13 protein-coding genes and 2 pseudogenes are annotated in these 18,739 nt (G+C 71.2%); 5 read left to right on the top strand and 10 right to left on the bottom strand.

The genetic code is table 11. The features are described 5' to 3' along the window. Positions 1-128 precede the first annotated feature (128 nt). Positions 129-335, top strand: coding sequence for a hypothetical protein (locus tag H537_RS0101650; RefSeq protein ID WP_028996530.1), 207 nt, complete (start codon positions 129-131; stop codon positions 333-335). Positions 336-599: 264 nt separating this feature from the next. Here H537_RS0101650 and H537_RS0101645 read toward each other — a convergent pair whose 3' ends face one another. Then, positions 600-1,250, bottom strand: a complete 651-nt coding sequence (locus H537_RS0101645) for an FMN-dependent NADH-azoreductase (RefSeq protein WP_028996529.1) — start codon at positions 1,248-1,250, stop codon at positions 600-602. Between the two features lie 119 nt (positions 1,251-1,369). On the opposite strand from H537_RS0101645, the gene H537_RS40440 reads away from it, so the two are divergent. Continuing rightward, positions 1,370-2,398, top strand: coding sequence for a LysR substrate-binding domain-containing protein (locus H537_RS40440; protein ID WP_084150291.1), 1,029 nt, complete (start codon positions 1,370-1,372; stop codon positions 2,396-2,398). A 736-nt stretch (positions 2,399-3,134) separates the two neighbouring features. Here H537_RS40440 and H537_RS40435 read toward each other — a convergent pair. From H537_RS40435 to H537_RS40430, 8 genes and pseudogenes are all read right to left on the bottom strand, one after another. Then, a pseudogene (locus H537_RS40435) lies at positions 3,135-3,614 on the bottom strand (IS701 family transposase); the annotation flags it as partial. 90 nt (positions 3,615-3,704) lie between these two features. Further along, a complete protein-coding gene (locus tag H537_RS0101630; protein WP_169516933.1) occupies positions 3,705-5,027 on the bottom strand; it encodes an Lcl C-terminal domain-containing protein in 1,323 nt (440 codons plus the stop codon). A gap of 173 nt (positions 5,028-5,200) precedes the next feature. After that, positions 5,201-7,141 (bottom strand): preprotein translocase subunit SecA, encoded by a 1,941-nt coding sequence (locus H537_RS0101625; RefSeq protein WP_028996527.1) that lies wholly within the window; start codon positions 7,139-7,141, stop codon positions 5,201-5,203. After that, positions 7,138-9,291, bottom strand: coding sequence for a site-2 protease family protein (locus tag H537_RS54285; protein ID WP_028996526.1), 2,154 nt, complete (start codon positions 9,289-9,291; stop codon positions 7,138-7,140). Before H537_RS54285 ends, H537_RS0101625 begins: the two co-directional genes overlap by 4 nt. A gap of 28 nt (positions 9,292-9,319) precedes the next feature. Further along, positions 9,320-11,191, bottom strand: coding sequence for an RND family efflux transporter (locus tag H537_RS0101615; RefSeq protein WP_028996525.1), 1,872 nt, complete (start codon positions 11,189-11,191; stop codon positions 9,320-9,322). Further along, the gene (locus H537_RS0101610; RefSeq protein ID WP_043458013.1) at positions 11,188-12,033 is read right to left on the bottom strand and encodes an efflux RND transporter periplasmic adaptor subunit; all 846 of its coding nucleotides are present in this window, start codon (positions 12,031-12,033) and stop codon (positions 11,188-11,190) included. Before H537_RS0101610 ends, H537_RS0101615 begins: the two co-directional genes overlap by 4 nt. Position 12,034: 1 nt before the next feature. After that, a complete protein-coding gene (locus H537_RS0101605) occupies positions 12,035-13,567 on the bottom strand; it encodes a TolC family protein (RefSeq protein WP_028996523.1) in 1,533 nt (510 codons plus the stop codon). A gap of 97 nt (positions 13,568-13,664) precedes the next feature. Then, complete coding sequence (locus tag H537_RS40430; RefSeq protein WP_043458012.1) at positions 13,665-14,396, bottom strand: SapC family protein; 732 nt, start codon at positions 14,394-14,396, stop codon at positions 13,665-13,667. Between the two features lie 236 nt (positions 14,397-14,632). On the opposite strand from H537_RS40430, the gene H537_RS0101595 reads away from it, so the two are divergent. Genes H537_RS0101595 through H537_RS48715 form a run of 3 tightly spaced genes read left to right on the top strand, consistent with a single transcriptional unit; the run spans position 14,633 to position 18,338 of the window. Then, complete coding sequence (locus H537_RS0101595) at positions 14,633-15,793, top strand: DegT/DnrJ/EryC1/StrS family aminotransferase (protein WP_051241526.1); 1,161 nt, start codon at positions 14,633-14,635, stop codon at positions 15,791-15,793. A gap of 26 nt (positions 15,794-15,819) precedes the next feature. Continuing rightward, positions 15,820-17,664 carry an O-linked N-acetylglucosamine transferase, SPINDLY family protein gene (locus tag H537_RS40425; protein WP_051241523.1) on the top strand — a complete coding sequence of 615 codons (1,845 nt, stop codon included), beginning with the start codon at positions 15,820-15,822 and terminating at the stop codon, positions 17,662-17,664. Beyond that, on the top strand, positions 17,661-18,338 hold the full coding sequence (locus H537_RS48715; protein WP_156901279.1) for an LbetaH domain-containing protein: 678 nt from the start codon (positions 17,661-17,663) through the stop codon (positions 18,336-18,338). The genes H537_RS40425 and H537_RS48715 overlap by 4 nt, the downstream gene beginning before the upstream one ends. A gap of 26 nt (positions 18,339-18,364) precedes the next feature. Here H537_RS48715 and H537_RS54280 read toward each other — a convergent pair. Next, a pseudogene (locus tag H537_RS54280) lies at positions 18,365-18,739 on the bottom strand (IS4 family transposase); the annotation flags it as partial.

The raw sequence follows: 18,739 nt of genomic DNA, 5'->3' as shown, positions 1-18,739 counted from the left end.
CTTTCGCGTGATGACCGTCGAGTTGCCGACCTGCGCGGGAGGCCCGTCCCGTGTGTCGGAGACGGCCTACACATCGTGGAGGTGCTGGCTGGCTGCCCGATGAATGGCTGCCGCACACACTGCTTGGCATGAGCAATCCCTGGCTGAAGAAGAATCCTTTCCTGAGCATGTGGTTGAGCGGTGCCAACGCGGTAGCGGGTGCGGCACAGGGCCGCGCAAGGAGCAGCGTGAAAAGGAGCGCCGCCACCGCCACGCGCCAGATGACCGAGGCCATGGTGACTGCCTGGTCGACACCATTTGCCGCGTCGAAGCCGCGGCGCAAGAAGCGCCGCTGATCTGCAGGCTCACGTCGCGGTGTTTTCGATCAGGCCTGCTCCATTGGAGCCGTGACCACGCTGCCGGCGACGCGGGGTTGGTGGCCACGTCAGGACGAAAAGGCCGCGACGCTACTGCTATACCGCCCTGACAGTCATGCCGCCAGGGCTAGCCATCCACGTGGTGGACGCAGAAGAGGAACGGATCGAGCGTCGGCCAGATGAATCCCAGCGGGAATCGTCGCCAGGACTGGGGACGTGCTCATCTGCGCAGTCTCACCCGGCTCAGGCGCGCAGGGCGGCTTGCGGCTGGTTGGCCGCTTTGGCCGTGTGGGCCGCGATGGCGGCATCAGCCTGGGCCATGGCCTTCGCGCGGGTCTCCTCGCCCATGGCCAGACCTTCGGCACGCACGATGCGCACGTCGGTGATGCCCAGGAAGCCGAACACGGCCCTCAGGTAGCTCTCCTGGTGCTCCATCGCCTCCATTGCCGGGATGCCGGCGTACTGGCCGCCGCGGGTGGACACCACGATCACCGTCTTGCCGCCGGCCAGACCTTCGGGCCCGCTGGCCGTGTAGCGGAAGGTGCGGCCGGCCTGCGCGATGCGGTCGATCCAGGCCTTGAGCTGGCTCGGGATGCCGAAGTTGTAGAGCGGCGCGCCCACCACGATCACGTCAGCGGCCAGGAACTGGCTCACCAGGCGCTCGGACACGGCGTTCTCGCGGCGCTGGGCGGGCGTGAGCCCGGGCGCATCGCTCGCCAGGCGAAAGCCGAGCGAGTCGGCATCCAGGTGCGCAGGCGCGTCGGCCACGAGGTCGAGGACCTCGACGGTCGTGCCCGGTTGGGCCGCCTGCCAGCGCTCGACGGTGCGCCGCGTCAGCTCACGCGAGGCGGAAGCGCCCGCGAGCGGGCTGGAATCGATGTGCAGCAGTTTCATGGCAACTCCTTGTCGGGTCCGAGCCATCCTCGGCTCGCTTGACGACAAGTGTCGAGGCAGAACGATCAAGCGATAAGGCAGCAAAATCGTGCCTCACCGTTCCACTGGCAGGACAATCCATGCAGGATCTCAACGACATGCTTTTCTTCGCCGAGGTGGTGGACCGCGGCGGGTTCGCAGCCGCCGGCCGCGCACTGCATGTGCCGAAGTCGCGCCTGTCGCGCCGGATCGCCGAGCTGGAAGAGCGGCTGGGCGTGCGCCTGCTGCAGCGCACGACGCGCAAGCTGTCGCTGACCGAGGCCGGGCAGGTCTACCACCGGCACTGCGTCACCGTGCGCGAGCAGGCGCAGGCCGCCGACGAGGCCCTGGCCAGCGTGCGCGCAGAGCCCAGCGGCACCGTGCGCATTGCCTGCCCCGTCACGCTGGCGCAGACCACCGTGGGTCCGCTGCTGCCCCGCTTCCTGGCCGCGCATCCGCGGGTGCGGGTGGACATGCAGGTCAGCAACCGTGTGGTGGACCTGGTGCAGGAGGGCGTGGACATCGCGCTGCGCGTGCGCACCGTGGTGGAGGACAGCGCTTCGCTGGTCGTGAAGAACCTCGGGACCACCCATGGCATCCTGGTCGCAAGCCCGCAGCTGCTGCAGCGCTTGGACACGCCAGCCGAGCCCGAAGACCTGCGCGGCCTGCCCACCGTTGCGATGTCCGCCGCGGACGGCGTGGCGCGCTGGAGCCTCGTGGGGCCGCACGGCGAGTTCTTCGAGCTGGTCCACCGTCCCGCTTACACCGCCGACGACCTGCCCACGCTCAAGTTCGCGGTGCTGCAGGCAACCGGGATCTGCGTGCTGCCCGACTACCTGTGCACCGACGAACTGCGCGATGGCCGGCTGGCGCCGGTGCTGCCCGGCTGGGAGCCGCCGCCAGCCCGCGTGCTGGCGGTGTTCCCTTCGCGCCGCGGCATGGTGCCGGCGGTGCGGCGGCTGCTGGACTTTCTCGGTGAAAACATGTCGGGCGAGCGCATCGTGAGTGAAGCTCATGTGACCGTCGCCGCTGCGCAGCGGCCGGCCGCCGGCGCACCTGGTCGGGCCGGGCGTGGGGCAGCCAAGCCATCACGGCGCCGATGCCGTCGGCGCGCACCGCCTGCTCCGTGACCCAAAACGCTTCGGCCGGCGTGTGCGGCTGCACCACCAGCACGTGGGCTTCGGAAATGCCCCAGGCCCGCCAGCCGGCCATAAAGGGCTGGTGCGGCGCGCCGATGACCAGCACCTGGCGGTCGGCGCCGCAGACCGAGGACACCGAGGGCAGCAGCAGCTGCACCTCGGCCAGCGAGTACTGGGGTTGCAGCAATTCCGTTGCGCAACCAACGGGCCAGCCGCCACCAGGCAGCTCGCGATCCAGCGCGGGGAAGCCCGTGGCCACCACTGAGCCGCCAGGGGGGCTGAGCTCGTCTCCCCGCCACAGCACCGCGGCGATGCCGTCCGGCAGGCCCAGCACCCCCGCGGCCCGTGATGGGCCGGATGCGGGCGAGGGAATGGATGCCGGTGTCATACACTTGATGATACTGTATAAAAACACATGCAATTGGCGTTCCTGTAGATGCCGCTGCATCGATATCGGCGGCACGGGGGATGCTTGCGTCGGAAACAGCAAGGCGGGATCGGGCCGCGCCGTTGCCCTGTCCCGCTGGTCCGGCGGGCCGCGGACGGCCTGGCGGCCGGGCCGCCGCCGCTGCCGCTGGCGGCGCAGCGCTGCACGAGGCGCGCTACCGCGAGGCGGGCGCCGCCGGCACCGCCGAAGCCGCGCCGCCGGCCCGAGCGCCGGTTTCCCGGGCCGGCGGCGCCATCGCGGCACGGCCTATCCCCCGGCCAGCGGAATGGCCCGGAGCCATCGAGCTTCGTCAGCGACCCAGTCTGCTGGCAGGTACAGCGCTCGATCGATGAAGGCGTAGCCCCTGGCACCCGAATAGCCCAAGAACACGCCGACTTGGCAGTTCTCGATGCGGCCCGCGGTGCCCGAATACTGGCGCTGCAAATCTGCGCTCTTGTGGCCCTTCTTCACAAAGCCCGTCTCGTCGAAAACCAGCACGCCGTCGGGATCGGCCAAGTGCTCGATCACGTAGCTGCGCAACACGTCGCGCAGCGTGTCAGCATCCCAGCGCATGCGCGCCAGAAAGTCCTGCACGCCGTCCGGCGAGGTGTCCCCAGCGGCCTCGACCAGATGCCAGCCGTTCTTGCGCTCCAGCGGCGCGAGCAACCCTTCAAGATAGGACCGCGCGCGCCGGCGCAGTTCAATGCGCCCAAAGCATGGAGCAATCTGGCACTGCAGTTCTTCCCACTGCAGTGCCCAAGCGCTGAATCGTGCGTCCATGGTCAGGTCCTCGCATGACGAGTCCAGACCCTGGCGCAGCAAGCCGGCTTCCTAAAAGCCCGGCTGTAGTACTAGCGCGCCGGCCCCTGCTCACTGCCCTGCGCGAACCAGGCGCAGGCGGCGGTTGCCGTTAATGACGGCGGGTCCTACCTGGCCCTCATTGAAGTCCACTACCCATGCCATCGATGCACCAGCCGGTGAGGAAGTCCAGAACGTGGAGGACGTGCTGGGAAAACGAAGCCGGTTGATCGCTGGGGCTGCGCAGGTGGGTTGCACCAGCGAGGCCAGCTCGTTACGGTTGGGCACGCGCCAGTCATCATGGCCGTGGCCCGCACCCGCGGCGTCCGCGTTGACTGCGGCGGCGCGACCAAGGGCAGCAGCAAAGCTGGCATGAACGGTGGGCGTGCCGGTGCCGCAATCGGTACCCGACTGGCCGTCGGCACAGCGCTGCCACATCAGCCCGGTGCGGGTGTCGGTGACGGTGCCATTGCCGTGGTCAACGTAGCGCTGCGCGTTGTCGCTATCGCACTCGTCGGGCGCTGCCGTGCCGCCGCGCACCAGGCGTGTATAGGTGAGGTTTCTGGGGCTCAACTTGGTAAACGGTTCCGTAAGGCCAACGCCGAACGAGACTATCCAGGCAGCGCGGTTGTCCACTGCATAGCTGTCTGTCGTCCAGAAATCGCCAGCCAGGGTACTGGTGAAAAAGGTGCGGTCGATCATTGGTGCCGTGGTACCGGCGTCCACCAAGCTGAGCAATTCCTGTTTGGTGGGAAGGCGCCAGCCCGTGGTGAAACCACACAAGGCAGTTGCATCCGCATCATGGGCCTGTGCGTTGGCATCGTTCCACGTCGCCGTGGCCGGTGCGCTGGGCGCCCAGGTCAGGCCCGTGACGTTGTCGGTGATGCAACCAGCGGCATCGCGCGTGTACGAAAAGCCCAGCTTTCCATCGGCCGCAGCCACTGCAGTGGTGGCGGTAAGTGAGCGCGTGTCACGGCCGCTGGCACCATCCTGCCCAGGCAGGTCGGTCGTGGCGCAGTCGGTGAGGGCCCCGGCCGCGTTCAGGCAGCGCGTGATGCCGGTGTCGTTGAGCCCGCCGGGGGCGTTGTTGACGATCAGCCCTTCCATGCGGTAGGGCTTGCCGTCCCAGAGGACGTCGATCGCGAAGCGCTCGTTCGCCTCCACCGCCGTGTTGAGGCAGGTCTGGACGTCGATGGTGCCGGTGCGGCCGCCGGCGGCCACCTGCAGCGTGCCCTTGGCCACCGCCACGAAGTCCGCGCCGGCCTCGCCGCAACTGCCGCCGGCGCGGGCGAAGCCGTCGGCCGGGTCCGTCGTGTGGGTACCCAGCTCCACGGTGTCGGCCTGCAGCGAGAACGGGCCCACGAAACCCTCGGGCAGCGTGACCTGGAAGCGCACGGGCGTGCCGGCTAGCGCGGGCTCCGACGCCAGGCTGATGGGCGGCTTGGGCTGCGGCGAGCTGCCGCCGCAGCCGGCGAGGATGGCGAGCACGATGCCGCTGAGCGCGAAGGCGGCCGACGGCACGCGGGAAGGAAAAGGCGCGGCGGCGTGGTGACGGGAGGGCATGACGGTCATCCTGAGGTAGTGGGAGGCAGGGTGGTCGTGGAAGAGGGGGCGGGGGACGGCGGCGCGCTGGCCAGCCGCGACACGCCGCTGAAGGAAAGTTGCTGTTCGAGCTGGACTTCGCGCTGCGCCAGGGCACGGCGGCGGCGGCGGGCCTGGGCCTGGGCCAGCGCCTGCGCCGCGGCGACCAGCGGCGCCAGAAGTGCGCGGCCCGCGCCCACGGCGTGGCAGGCGGCGGCAATCGTGCCAATCTGCTCGCGCAGCAGCCGGTCCTGCGGCGAGGCCGCGCGCACGAGGGTCGCGGACGTGCCGGCCGCCTCCGCCGCGCGGCAGGCCAGGGCCTGTTCCGCGCGCCGGCTCTCCAGCGGCTCCTGCAGCAGCACCGACACGCCTGCGTGCCCCGGCGCGCCGGCCAGGCGTGCCAGCGCCGCCGCCATGCCCGTGGGCCACGTGGCCACCGCCACGGCAGGGTTGGCTTGCCAGGCGCTCCAGGCCTCGGTCTGCGCCGCGCTGCGGGTCACCAGCAGCACGGCGTGTCCGCGTTGCAGTGCGCCGCGCAGGGCCTGGTCGATCAGCGACCGGCTGTGGTCCCCGTCCCGTCCCTGCAGGGCCTGCATCGGCCAGGTACGCAGCGCCCTGGCGGCGTCGGGTACCAACAGCCGGTAGGTCTGCCACAGCTCGTGCCGCAAACCGGCGAGGCACGGCGCTGCGCCGCCCAGGGTCTGGTAGCGGTTGAAGAAGCCTTGCACGCTGGTGCGCTCGATGGTGCGTGCCGGCGGCGAGGGCTCGCGTCCCTCGTGGGCCTCGACGGCCTGGGACAGGCCGAACCAGCCCACGCCCGGCGGCAGCCGCTCCAGCAGGCGCTCCGCCGTGAACTCGACGCCCTGCTCGCGCAGCACGTAATGGACGCCGCGCTGCAGATGCCGGCGCACGTACAGCGCCTGCGCCACCAGCTCCTGCCGCCGCTCCGGTGCGCGCCACAGCGGCGGCAGCGAGGCTGCGAACGCTTCCAGGCGCTCGTGCCCGCGGTCCGTGAATGCCACGGCACCGTCCGCACCGGCTCGCCAGTCGTCCTCGCCGAGCGAGGCGGCGAAGTCTCCCGCCAGGCGCGCGGCCAGGGGCAGCTGCAGTCCGTCGTCGGCCACCGACAGCACCAGCGGCGCCAGCGCCTCGTCGGCCAGCACGCTGTCCAGGTCGTCGATGAGCGCCGTGTGCAGCCCGCGCGTCAGCAGGCGCGACGGGCTGCTGGCCAGTTGGCGCAACGCCCAGCGCAGCCGCGCGTGGACGCCGCCGCGCAGCCGCAGGTCGCGGCAGTGGTCGGTGATGAGCCGGCGCGCCGTGGCGTAAACGACGTCGGCCCGGTAGGCCGCCAGCAGCTCTGCGGGCGGCGTGTCCGCCACGGCACAGTCCACGCTCACGCCGCACCGCGCGTACAGCGGGCGCAGCGCGTTGGCCGCTTGGCGGGCCGCCGTGTCGCTGGTCACCACGACATGGCAGGGGCGTCCGCTCCAGCCAGCCAGGATGGCCGCCAGCACCAGCACCCGGTGCCTGGTGGCGGCGCCTTCAACGGCCAGGGCCTGCCGCTGGCCCAGGGCCCAGGCCTGTCCCAGCTCGTCGCTGCTCGCCCGTTGGCCCAGCGCGCGTTCGCAGGCGCGGGCCAGCCAGGGCAGGGCCTCGGCGTGGGCTCGCGCCAACGCACTGTGCTCGCCCCGCACGGCCGCGCGGCGGCACGCGGCGCGTGCCTGCTGCAGTTGCCAGGTGAGTTCGTCATCGCTGCATCCGGCCGTGTCACTGCACCACAAGGCCTGCAACGCCTCGGCGTGGCACTGCGCCTGCCTGGCCGCCAGGCCGCGCGAGAAAGGCAGGTGATGCCACCAGGCGCCGTGTGCATCCGCGCGGGCCGGCGTCCACCAGCGCTCGGCGGCGGACGGGGCGGCTGCGGACGTCACAGGTCGTACCTCGTCTGCAGCAGTTGCCGCAGCGCGGTCGTGGCGCGCGCGAGCAGCGGCCGCGACGGCAGCTCCAGGCGCAGCACCCCCGAGAGCCCCTGGTAGGCCGCTGCGGAAACCTGCCACTGGTCGGCGAACTCCGCATGCATCTCGAAGAAGGGTTCCGTGGTCGTGGTGCCGCTGGCGTCATCGGCACGCACCGGCACGTTGCCGCCGCCGAAGAAGCCCAGCGCGGGCGACACCAGGCGCTCGCGCCTATAGGGCAGCAGGGTGAGCTGCCCCACTTCCAGCGTCTGCCCGGGCTGTGTCACCAGGCGCAGCTCGCCATGCAGGTCGTGCAGGCTGAACAGCTCCGCAGCCTCGGGCTGCGACAGCACGGCCGAGAAGCGCAGCCGCGAGCGGTCCACCACCTCGCCCAGGCTCTGCCCGCGCTCGATCCAGGCGCCCACGCGCTCGTGCAGCGCGGGTGCGACCCATTCGCCGTCCTGGGCGGCACGGAACTCCAGCCGCTGTGCCATGCCTTCCAGCTCGGCGAGCCGCTGGCGCAGGTCGGCGATGCGGCGCTCCAGCGGCCCCACGTCGGCCGGCGCGCGCAGCAGGGCCTGGCGCGCCATGGCCTCGTGCTCGGCGACCTGCAGCCGCGTGGTCGTAATCGCCAGATCCAGATCCGGGTTGGACAGCCGCGCGATCAGCTCGCCCGCGCGCAGCGTCTGCCCGTGCCGCGCCGCCAGCTCCACCAGGCGGCCCGGCGTTTCGGTATAGAGCACCATGCCGTGCTGCGCCTGCACCACGCCCGGCAGCCGCACCCGCTGCGGCAGCGGCACGACCGCGATGCCCAGGTAGCCCACCAGCCCCAGCACCGCCACGGCAGCCACGGCCCGGCCGCGGCCCCGCTGCAGCGCCGGGCCGGTGAGGTACGCCAGCAGCTTGCGCAGCGGCATCACCACCAGCGCCACGGCAGTGGTGGCGGCCATCACCAGCCCGACCGCGAACCACTGGTCCAGCACGAACATCACGATCGAGACCGAGACGCTGATGCGGTAGATGAAGGCCGACGCACCGTAGACCGTGAACCAGCTGCGCTCGGTGCGGTCCGTGGCCGGCTCGGCCGCCGTTCTCTGCCCCAGTACCCAGCGGCTGCCGTAGTACAGCCACTGCTGCTGCGCCTTCTGGTAGAGGTTGGGCATCTCCACCAGGTCGATCAGCACGTAGTAGGCGTCGAAGCGCACCAGCGGGTTGCCGTTGAACAGCAGGCTCGACACCGAGCCCACCACCATCACGTTGAAGGCCAGGCTGTTGAGTAGCCCCTCGCCGGTATGGGCCCAGACCAGCGCGCCCAGCGCCGCCAGGAAGAACTCGGCCAGGATGCCGGCCGCCCCCACGTGCGCCCGCTGCCACTTGCTGCGCATGGCCCAGCTCGCCGAGGCGTCCACGTAGGGCAGGGGCGTGAGGATCAGGAACATCACGCCCAGCGTCGGCACCTGCCCGCCGTAGCGCTTGCAGACGAAGGCGTGATTGAGCTCGTGCAGCACCTTCACCAGCGTCAGGCTGGCGTACAGCCACGGCAGGTTGGACAGTGCCAGCAGGCCCTGGCCATGCTGCGCCAGCGCCTCGCGGTGCTGCAGCGCCGTCAACAGCCCGGCCAGCACCACGGCCGCCCACACCAGCCAGGCGCCCGGGCCCGTCAACAGCCGCACCAGCGGCAGCAGCCGGTCGAGCAGCCGTTCGGGGTTGAGCAGCGGCACCCGCACGAAGAGGAACGACATCCACTTGCCGAGGGCCTCGCGCTGGCGGTTGCGCTGCCCGCGCTCGTAGATCGCCTCGTGGTGCGCCCCGCCGTGGAACTGCAGCAGGTTGGACAGGTGCAGTTGCGACAGCAGCCGCACCACCTCGTCCTGCCCCGGCGTCTCATGGGGGCAGGCTTGGGCGAGCTCGCGCCAGACCTCGTCCACCGTGCGCTCGGTCGTGAGCGCCTTCAGGAAGGCCCAGGCCTGCGGGCGCACGCGGAAGAAGCGGTGCGAGTAGGCGTCCTCCAGCACCATCCAGGGCTCGCCCCGGTAGCGCTGGTACTGCACCTTGACCGTGGGCAGCAGCGCCACGCGGGCGTCGGCCACCTGGTACCAGGAATCGCTGAAGGTTGCGCCGGCCATCGTTGTCTCTACCGCTCCCGCCGCACGTTCACCACCACAGCGCCAGGCGCACGGTGTCCACCAGGCGGTGGGTCAGGATCCAGGCCACGTTGCGCTCGCCCGCATCGATGCGCACGGCGCCGCTCATGCCGGGGCGCCACCACGCCTCCGGGGCCGTCGCCAATTCCGCGCGCACCTGGAAGTGGTTGCCCTCCTGGCCCTTGGTCTGGGCCACCGGGACCACGGCCGTCACCTTCAGCGGGATGGCCTGGTCGGTGCGGCCCACCAGCACCAGCTCGCCGGTGGCCCCGGGATGGACCTGCGCCGCGTCGCGTTCGGACACCTGCACCACTGCGTACAGGCCCTCAATGCGTGCCACACGGTAGAGCTTGTCGCCCTTGCGCACCGGCGCACCCTGCAGCTCCTTGCGCTCGCCCTCGACCACCACGCCGTCGAAGGGCGCCAGCTGCACCGCCTGCGCCAGCATCTCGCCCACGCGCGCCAGGCGCGCCTGCGCCTGCGCCGCGCGGGCGGAGGCGATTTCCAGCTCCGCCAGCGCGCCCGCCGCGCGCGCCTTGTCGGCCTCGGCGGTGTAGCGGTTGAGCTCGGCGCGCGCATCGGTCTCCTGCTGGCGCAGGTCACGCGTGTCCAGCGTGGCGAGCACCTGCCCGGCGCGCACGGCGTCGCCGGCGCTGGCCCGCGCTTCCTCGATGCGGCCGTCGAACTGCGCGCTGAGGATGCGCGTGCTGTCGGTAGCCATCTGACCGCTGGCGTGGATGCGGTAATCCCAGCTCGCAAGCAGCGCGTACACCACGAACAGCCCCAGCGCCACAGCCAGCGCCTTGAGCACGGCGTGCTCGGGGCCGAGCCAGCTGCGCAGATGCGCCAGCACGGCGTCGCGCAGGCGCAGCGGCCAGGCCCGCTCTCGCGCGTGCAGCACTTCCAGCCACGGCAGCATGAGCTCCAGCGCGGACTGCAGCGCCTGGGCCAGGCCAGCGCCAGGCGCATCGCCGCTGAAGCCCAGCAGCAGCACGGCCTGGGCCGGGTCCTCGCCCTTGCTCAGCGGCAGCGACAGCAGGTGCACATCGTCCAGGGCCTGCTGCAGCAACGCGTGCGCGGCCAGGGCGCCTGCGGGTGCGCCGCGGGCCAGGCTGACGGGCGTGTCGTGGTCCAGCGCCTCGTCCAGCGCGTCCTCGGTCAGCACCACTTGCTGGCTGCGCCGGTCGAAGCGCTCCAGGTGGCTGATCGCCACGGCTTCGATGCCGGTGGCGGTGCGCCAGCCCAGTACCACCTGCGAGGCGCCGCAGTGGGCGCTCAGGGCGTTGACCAGGGTCAGCGTGGCGCTGCCGAAGCGCTCGCACTGCATCACCTGCGCGCTGAGGTCCAGCACGCCGGCCAGATCGGCGCCGGGGCGGGCTGGCGTGGCCTGCGCCGTGTCCGCCGGTACGGCCGTCGCCAGGGCGGGTGCCGTGGGCAGGTCGGCCACCAGCTGGGCACGCAGCAGCAGCTCGTTGAGCTGCCCGCGCTCGCGTTCGTCCAGCTGCAGCAGCGCCCAGCCGCCGGGCAGCCGCGGCAGCCGCACGCAGGCCCACCATGCGCTGCGGCCGTCGGGCAGCCGCCTGGGACAGGCGGCATGGCCCTGCGCCTGGGCGCGGGCCGTCAATGCGTCGAGCTCGTCCTGCCAGGCGGCCTCCTGCGCCTGGTCCGCGCCCTGGGCGCCGGCCGAGCGGCCCAGCACGGTCCAGGGCCCGTCCCGCTGCTGCAGCAGCCAAGCCGCCTGGGCCCGGCACAAGCGCTGCAGGCTGTCCGCGAAGCGTGTCCAGTAGCCCTCGCTTCCCGGCGTGAGCGCACGCAGCGCCTGGAACGAATCGATGACCTCGCGCGCGCTGGGCGCCGCGGCGGCCGCCGCTTCCGCGCTCACCGGGCGGCTCCGGGCACTTGCAGGTAGCCCTTGACGCCCGAGGGCACCCGGGCGTCGGCGTTGGCGAAGCGCACGCGCAACTCGACCAGGCCGCTGGCCGGGTCCACGGCGGGTGACACGAAGGTCAGCTCGCCCTTCACCTCCGGCAGGCCGAGCGCGGGCTCGAAGCGCACGGGCAGCGTCGTGCCCGTGCGCAGGCCGCGCGCCACGGCGGCGGGCACGTTGGCGCGCAGTTGGCATACCGACGCGTCCACGAGCTGCACCACGGCGTCTCCCGGCTTGGCCCATTCGCCGATCTCGATGTCGATCCGCGTCACGACGCCGCCCACGGGTGCCAGCAGCTGCCGCAGCTGGCGCTCCTGCTCGGCGCCCTGGAGCTCGATGCGCTCGCGCTTCTTCTGCGCCTGCAGCTGCGCCAGGCGCGAGCGGGCTGTCACCACGTCCAACTCCACCCGCGCGGCCTCCTCGCGGCTGACCGCACCGCGCGTGCCCTGCAGCTTGCGCATGTCCTCGTGCAGCGGCTCGACGATGCGCAGCCGCTCCTGCGTGGCCTGCATCTCGGACTGGTCTTCGAGCACCACCTTGCGGCGCTGCTCCTCGGTGGCCTGCATGCGGTCGTCCAGCGCCAGCAGCGCCTGGCGCGCTTCCACCCGCTTGCCCGGCTCGACCAGCACGCGCGAGACGATGCCCGGCACCGGCACGCTGAGCGTGAGATCGTGGCGCGGGTAGACGATGCCGACGTACTCGGCAGCCAGCGCCTGCTGCGACGTGGCCGCCATCCAGGCCAGGCCCAAGCCGGCGGCCAGGCGCGCCCAGACCCCGGCTCGCATCGGATGTTGCATATCAATCCTCCAGGCGCACATCGTGTGTGCTCAGCAGCGTGCCTTGCGCCATCTGCAACGCCACACGCGCCAGTGCCAGCCGTGCCTGTGCATCGGCGTGGCGCAGCCGCGCTTCCAGCGCCTCCATCTCGCGGCGCAGGAGGCGGTTGAGTGGTGCGATGCCCACGGCGAACTGCTGGCGCTCGGCTTCCAGCGTGTCCTCGCGGGCCTGTACTTCGGTACCGGCCTGTGCCAGCTCCTGCTGCGCGGCAGCGAACTGCGCGCTGCGGCTATACAGGTCGTTGGACAGCGCCTGGCGCACGGACGAGCCTTCGAGCTCGGCCTGCTCGATCTTGAGCGTCTGGGCCCGGTACTGGGCCTCGGCGCGCGGGTCGTGGCCGAAAGGCATGTCCACCGCCACGCCGACATACCAGTCGGGATGTCCACCGCGCATGGCGTCGCGCGTGGATTCGCTTGGCCCGTAGGCCAGGCCGTTGGTGCTGTAGCTCATCTGCAGGTCTACGCCCGGCTTGCGGCGGTCGTTGGCAAAGCGCAGCCGCAGCTGGGCCTGGTCGCGGCGCAGCTGGGCCATGCGCCACGCCGGCCAACTCTGCAGCGCGGCGTCCAGCGGCACCTCCGGCACGGCGGACGCCACGGCGTCCTGCGGCGGCACGACCAGGCGCCAGCCCTTGTCCTCGGGCGGCAGGTCCAGCAGCGTGCGCAGCCGCGCCTCGCCTTCGGCCACGGCCTGCACGCCGCGCGCGAGGTCGGCCTCGCGGTTGGCGACGGTGGCCAGGGCCTCGGCCTGTGCGCCGGGCGCCAGGCGGCCGCCGTTGACGCGGGCCTGCACGTCGGCCAGCAGCTCGCGGGCGTTGTCCAGCGACTGGCTGCGGATGGCCTGTGCCGCGTAGGCGCGCTGCAGCTGCCAGAACGCGGTGAGGGCCTCGCCGCCGATGCGATGGAGCTGCTGGCGGTACTGCCAAGCGGCGATCTGGCGCTCGGCGTCGGCCACGCGCAGATCGGTTTCGACCACGTCGCGCCCGGCGCCGCGCCACAGCGGCTGGCGGATGGTGAGCACCAGTGCGGCGGTGCTCTCGCGATCGCTGCGGGCCAGCGGTGCCGCGGCAATCACGTTGTTGATCTTCTGGCTGGTGCGCAGGCCCAGCGACAGCTCCGCGCCGGTGGGCGCGCGCATGCGCACGCCGGTTTCCGCCGCGCGCACGCGCTCGTCCAGCGTCGTGATCTGGCCGAACAGCGCCGCGAGCTGCTGCTCGATGGTGCGCTGCAGGTGCCGGCCTTCGATACGGGCGTTGACGTACAGCGACGGCCGGTACAGGCCCGTCTCGGCCTGGAAGCCCTCATCGGCGATGCGCGACTGCAGCCGCGAGTAGCTCACGTCGGCGTTGTGCACGAGCGCCAGCTGCAGCAGCCGGCTGGGATCGAGCTCGGGCGGCAGGGAAGTTGCGGCCGCACCCGGGGCCTGCGCGCTGACCATGCAGGGCAGCACGGCGAGCACGGCGGCCCGCCCGAGTCGCAGCAAACGCGGGAAAATCATGACTACTGGGGCAATGGCTGCCACGGCTAGCATAAAAAAATGCCGTGCCCCCGCGTGCGGCACGCGGGGGCGCGGCAGGCAGGCCGCGGCCTGGGAATCAGTTGGCCGAGGCCGGAGCAGCGGCGTTGCGCTTGTCCTTCAGCGTCATCAGGCGCTCGATCTGGGCCAGCGAGATCAGCTGTGCGTAGATCGCGGGCAGGTAGCGCTTGGCACGCAGCTCCAGGAAACGGTCGTCGGAGAGGTTGTTGAGCCGCTCCTCGTTGATGACGTAGCAACCGGCAATGTTCTTGACGCGGTCGTTCTCGCGCACGCGCATGTTCAGCGGCGTGAGCATGTTGTTCTGCGCCAGGAACTTGGCGAACTCGCGCGTGAGCGCGTCCATCTGCTGCAGCTCCGACAGGTAGCGCTTGACGTTCTCGATCACCTGCGTGGGCTGGCCCTTGTCGTCGAACAGCGCGGCACCCTCGGTGTCGCTGACGAGCTCGCTGGCCTCGTCGATGCAGATCGTGAACTGGCCTTCCTGGTCGGTGCTGGCCAGCGCGAAGGGGTAACGGCGGATGATGGCCGGCACGTAGGAGGCTTCCCACTTGCCGCCTTCGCCCACGAACAGGTTCTCACTTGCGTCCAGGCCCAGCAGCGCCACCGGGCGGAATTCGTCCTGTGCCTTGTCTTCCAGGAACACGATGGGGTAGACGGCCGAGGCGCGCGCGAACTCGTGCATCGTCACGTAGGCGATGTGGAACTGCGACGCAAAGCTGAAGCCGTTGATCTCGCGGATCTTCTTCTGCGCATGGCGCTCGCGATTGACGGGGACGACTTTTTCGAACATGAGTACTCCGGGCAATGAAAATGTGTCAACGACAGGTGGTAGGCGCCGTCCGGCGCACCACCGCAGTGTGAGGTGGCGACTTCGCGGTATTGCGTGGCTGCCTCGGCAGCCAACCCACACGGCCGTAGGTGCGTTGGAGAAATCCTTCGCACCCGGCCGCCCTGTGTTGGCGACGGAGGCACTGTAGCCGCGAGCCCGCCGTTAAGATCACTAAGTAATGCGGCCAATTTCTCGCTATTTCCCACCGGCTGCGATTTAACGTGTCCATTCCGCTGTCCCGACCCGACTTGCCCCCCCTCGATGCCCTTGTTCCGATGTTGGAAGACATATGGGAAAGTGGGGTCTTGAGCAACGGCGGTCCCTATCATCAGCGCTTCGAGCAGGCGTTGCGCGAGCAACTCCAGGTGGAGCATGTGAACTTGTTCGCGAATGCCACCTTGGGCTTGATCGCCGCGCTCAAGGCACTCGGCCTCCAAGGGGGAGAGGTGGTCACGACGCCGTACACCTTCGTGGCGACGGCCAACGCCCTGCGCTGGGCCGGGCTCACGCCGGTGTTCGCCGACATCGACCCGCACACGCTCAACCTCGATCCCGCCGCCGTGCGGGCGGCCATTGGTCCGCGCACGGTGGCCCTGCTGCCAGTTCACACTTATGGTAACCCTTGCAACCATGGGTCCATGGCGGACCTGGCCGGGCAGCATGGGCTCAAGCTGGTGTATGACGCCGCGCCGTGCTTCGGCGTGCGCGCGGGCGGGCGCAGCGTGCTGGCCCAGGGGGATGCGTCCGTCGTCAGCTTCCACGCCACGAAGGTGTTCAACACCTTCGAAGGCGCGGCGGTCGTGTGCGCCGACGCGCGCGTGAGCGAACGGCTGGCCCGCCTGCGCAACCATGGCCTCGATCCTCGGACCGCGGTCGAGGAGCCCGGCCTCAATGCCAAGATGAGCGAGTTCAACGCGGCGCTGGGCCTGCTGCAGCTGGAGCGCGTGGCGCAGGCGATCGAGTGCCGTCGCGAGATCGACCGCCGCTACCGGCAGGCCCTGGGCGGTGTCTCAGGAGTGGAATGCCTGGCCCTGCCCGCGGGCGTGGAGCTCAACCATGCCTACTTCCCGATCTTCGTCGGCGCGGGCTATCCGTTGGGCCGCGACGCACTGTACCAGCGGCTGCAGGACCATGGCGTCGATGCGCGGCGCTACTTCCATCCCCTGGTCTGCGAGCTGCCGGCCTACTGGCGCGCGCCGGTACGGCAGGATGAGCTGCCGGCGGCGCGCCGCCGCGCGGCCGAGGTGGTCTGCCTGCCCATCCATCCGGCCTTGACGCAGGCGCAGCAGGCCTTCGTGATCGACCTCATCGTGCGCCCGCACGCTGCGCCCGCCGTGCGGGCCGGGGCGCCGGCGTGAGCGCCTGGCCCCCGCCCGGTTCCGGGATGGAAGCTGCCGCCCTCGGCTCGGCGGCCCAGGCGCGGCTCGCGGTGGTGCGGCAGTGGCGCCTCCAGGGACACCTGGAGCGGGCCCAGGCCCTGTGCCAGCAGTTGCTGACCCGGCAACCCGCGCTCGGGGCCGCATGGCACGAGCTTGGCCTCATCGATCGCGCGGCCGGACGCCATGGGCTGGCCGCGCAGCGCTTCGCGCACGCGGCACGCCATGCTCCCAGCGACACGGTGCTGGCCGACCTGGGCGCGGCGCTGCTGGCCACGCGTGAGCATGAGCGGGCCGCCGCGATCTGGCAGGACCTCGTGGCGCGCAACCCGGACGCCGCCCCCCACCATGCCAACCATGGCGTGGCGCTGGCCCGCCTGGGGCAGCTCGGCGAGGCGGTGGCCTGCTACCGGCGCGCGCTGGCGCTGGACCCCGCGCTGCCGGGTGTGCGCAGCAACCTCGCCAGTGCGCTTCGCAATCTCGGCGATCCGGAAGGCTTGGCGCTGCAGGAATACGAACGCGCCCTGGAGACCGCGCCGCACGACCACCGGCTGCGCAGCAACTGGCTCTATGCCAGCAGCCACCAGTGCGACCTGTCGCCGGCCGAGCTCTACCGCCGCCACCGCAGCTACGGCCTGGCTCTGGCCGACGTGCCGCGCCTGCCCGAAGTGCGGCCCGACCCCGCGCAGGCGTCCCGGCGTCGCCTGCGCATTGGCTTCGTGTCGGCCGATCTGCGCAGCCACGCCGTGGCCTTCTTCATCAAGCCGGTGTGGCAGACCATCGACCGCTCCCGCTTCGAGGTCTGGGTGTATGCCAACAGCCCGGTGCAGGACGAGACGACCTCGGCCCTGCGCGCCCTCTCCGATGCCTGGTGCGAGGCCCATGCCCTGAGCGACGAAGCGCTGGCAGCACGCATCCGGGCTGATGGCATCGACGTGCTGGTGGACCTGTCCGGCCACACGGCAGGCAACCGGTTGCCCGTGTTCGCCCGCAAGCCCGCGCCGGTGCAGGCGAGTTGGATCGGCTACCCGTGCAGCACCGGCCTGCCGGCCATCGACTACCTGTTCACGGACGCCTTCATGGCGCCGCCAGGCGCGGTCGATGAAAACTTCGTGGAGAAGCTGGTGCGCCTGCCGGCCGCCGTCTGCTTCCAGCCGCCGGCCTGGGCGCCCGAGGTCGGCCCGTTGCCCGCGCTGTCCCGAGGCCATATCACTTTTGGCAGTTTCCACCGGCCCGCCAAGCTCACCGAACGCTCTCTGGCGCGCTGGGCCGCCGTGCTGCAGGCCGTGCCCGGTGCCGTGCTGCTGCTGGGGCCCTGCGACGATGCCGAGATGCAGGCGCGGCTCCGGGCGCGCTTCGAGGCCCACGGTGTCGGTGCCGAGCGGCTGCGCCTGCATCCGCGGCGGCCGCTGGCGGAATACCTGGCGCTGCACGGCGAGATCGACCTGATGCTCGACGCCTGCGAGTTCTCCGGCGGCACCACCTCGGCCCACGCAGTGTGGATGGGCGTGCCCGTGCTCACGGTAGCCGGCGAGGCCATGCCCGCGCGGCAGAGTGCCACCATCCTTCACCACCTGGGACTCGGCGGCTTCATCGCCGCGGACGAACATCGTTTCGTCGAGCGGGCCGTGGCGTGGGCTGCCGCGCCGCACGAACTGGTCTCGATTCGCGCCACGCTGCGGCAGCGCATACGGTCGCTGCCGTTGCTGCAGGATCACCTCGTCACCCGGGGCTTCGAGCGGGCGCTGGCCTGCGCGTGGCAGCGCTGGCGCGACGGCCTGCCGGCGGCGGCCATGACCGTCAGCGCCGACGCCACCCGCTGCGAAGTCCACGAGACTGCCCAAATGCCATGACATCGGCTGCCTGGAACATTCGCGCGCTTGCCAGTCTGCCGGTGGCGGCCGTGGACGAGCGCGTCGTGCTCATCGGTGCCGGCGCGCTGGCGCGCGACATCGTGGAGGTGGCCGGCGTCGCTGCCTTCTGCGGCGTGTACGTCGATCCCCGCTTCGAGAGCCCGGGCCTGCCCGGGCTGCCGGTATTCCGCGATTGGGCGGCCGTGCGCACCGTGGCCACGCACTATGCGCTGGGCTTCCTGGACACCGCCCAACGCCCGGCGGCGCATGCGGCCGCCGCGGCGGCCGGCCTGCTGCCGGCCTCGCCCATGGTCTCGGCGCGTGCGGTCGTCTCGCCGCTGGCGTCGCTGGCGCCCGGCTGCCTCGTGGGCCATCACGCCGTGATCGGCGCCTGCGTGCGCCTGCATCACGACACGCTGGTGATGCACAACGCCGTCATCGGCCACGACTGCGAGATCGGCGACAACACCGTCGTGCTGCCGGGAGCCTGGATCGGCGGTTATGTGAGTGTCGGTTGTGGCGGCTTCATCGGGGCCAACAGCGTGATCTCGCCGCGGCTGCGCCTGGGCCGCAACGTGATGCTCGCGCCCGGCGCCGCGTGCCTGCGCGACGTGCCGGACGACATCCTCGTGATCGGCAATCCAGGCCGTTTCACGTCGCGCCCGACGGCCTGAGAGCCACCCCTTTCAAGGTCAGTTCCTCAGTCAACTCGGCCGCGGGCCAGAACACGCGCTGTCGCGACATGGCGAGAGGCTTCGCGGTGCGTGACGTAGTTTTTCTTGGCCGCAGGCTTGGCCGCGCGGCGATGGCGGCGCAACTGGGCGGGCTGGACATGCGCCGCAACGTCCAGCAGCGCCTGCGCCAGTGCCGCAGCATCAAGCTGCTCATAGGCGAGCCAGGCCTGCGGCTCTACAGCCACGAGCATGCCCGCGTAATGCGCACGGACCTCGCTGGCCAAGTAGTACAGCGAGACATCGTCCACGTCGGTTAGCGCGCTCGCATGGCGCGCGTACACAGCCGCCTGCAGCACCGCGAGCACGTTGTACGCCAGCACCGCCACGCCAAAGGCCAGCAG

It is taken from the genome of Azohydromonas australica DSM 1124 (genome assembly GCF_000430725.1).
Classification (GTDB): Bacteria; Pseudomonadota; Gammaproteobacteria; order Burkholderiales; family Burkholderiaceae_C; genus Azohydromonas; species Azohydromonas australica.
Note: the sequence above shows the minus strand (reverse complement) of the source record. Positions and strands in the feature narration are given on the sequence as shown.

Bases quoted from the DNA above. Each gene is read 5' to 3' on its own strand.
- H537_RS0101610 (WP_043458013.1), bottom strand. From the start codon at position 12,033: ATGCAACATCCGATGCGAGCCGGGGTCTGGGCGCGCCTGGCCGCCGGC.
- H537_RS54285 (WP_028996526.1), bottom strand. From the start codon at position 9,291: ATGGCCGGCGCAACCTTCAGCGATTCCTGGTACCAGGTGGCCGACGCC.
- H537_RS40440 (WP_084150291.1), top strand. From the start codon at position 1,370: ATGCAGGATCTCAACGACATGCTTTTCTTCGCCGAGGTGGTGGACCGC.
- H537_RS48715 (WP_156901279.1), top strand. From the start codon at position 17,661: ATGACATCGGCTGCCTGGAACATTCGCGCGCTTGCCAGTCTGCCGGTG.
- H537_RS40430 (WP_043458012.1), bottom strand. From the start codon at position 14,396: ATGTTCGAAAAAGTCGTCCCCGTCAATCGCGAGCGCCATGCGCAGAAG.
- H537_RS0101605 (WP_028996523.1), bottom strand. From the start codon at position 13,567: ATGATTTTCCCGCGTTTGCTGCGACTCGGGCGGGCCGCCGTGCTCGCC.
- H537_RS0101645 (WP_028996529.1), bottom strand. From the start codon at position 1,250: ATGAAACTGCTGCACATCGATTCCAGCCCGCTCGCGGGCGCTTCCGCC.
- H537_RS40425 (WP_051241523.1), top strand. From the start codon at position 15,820: ATGGAAGCTGCCGCCCTCGGCTCGGCGGCCCAGGCGCGGCTCGCGGTG.
- H537_RS0101650 (WP_028996530.1), top strand. From the start codon at position 129: ATGAGCAATCCCTGGCTGAAGAAGAATCCTTTCCTGAGCATGTGGTTG.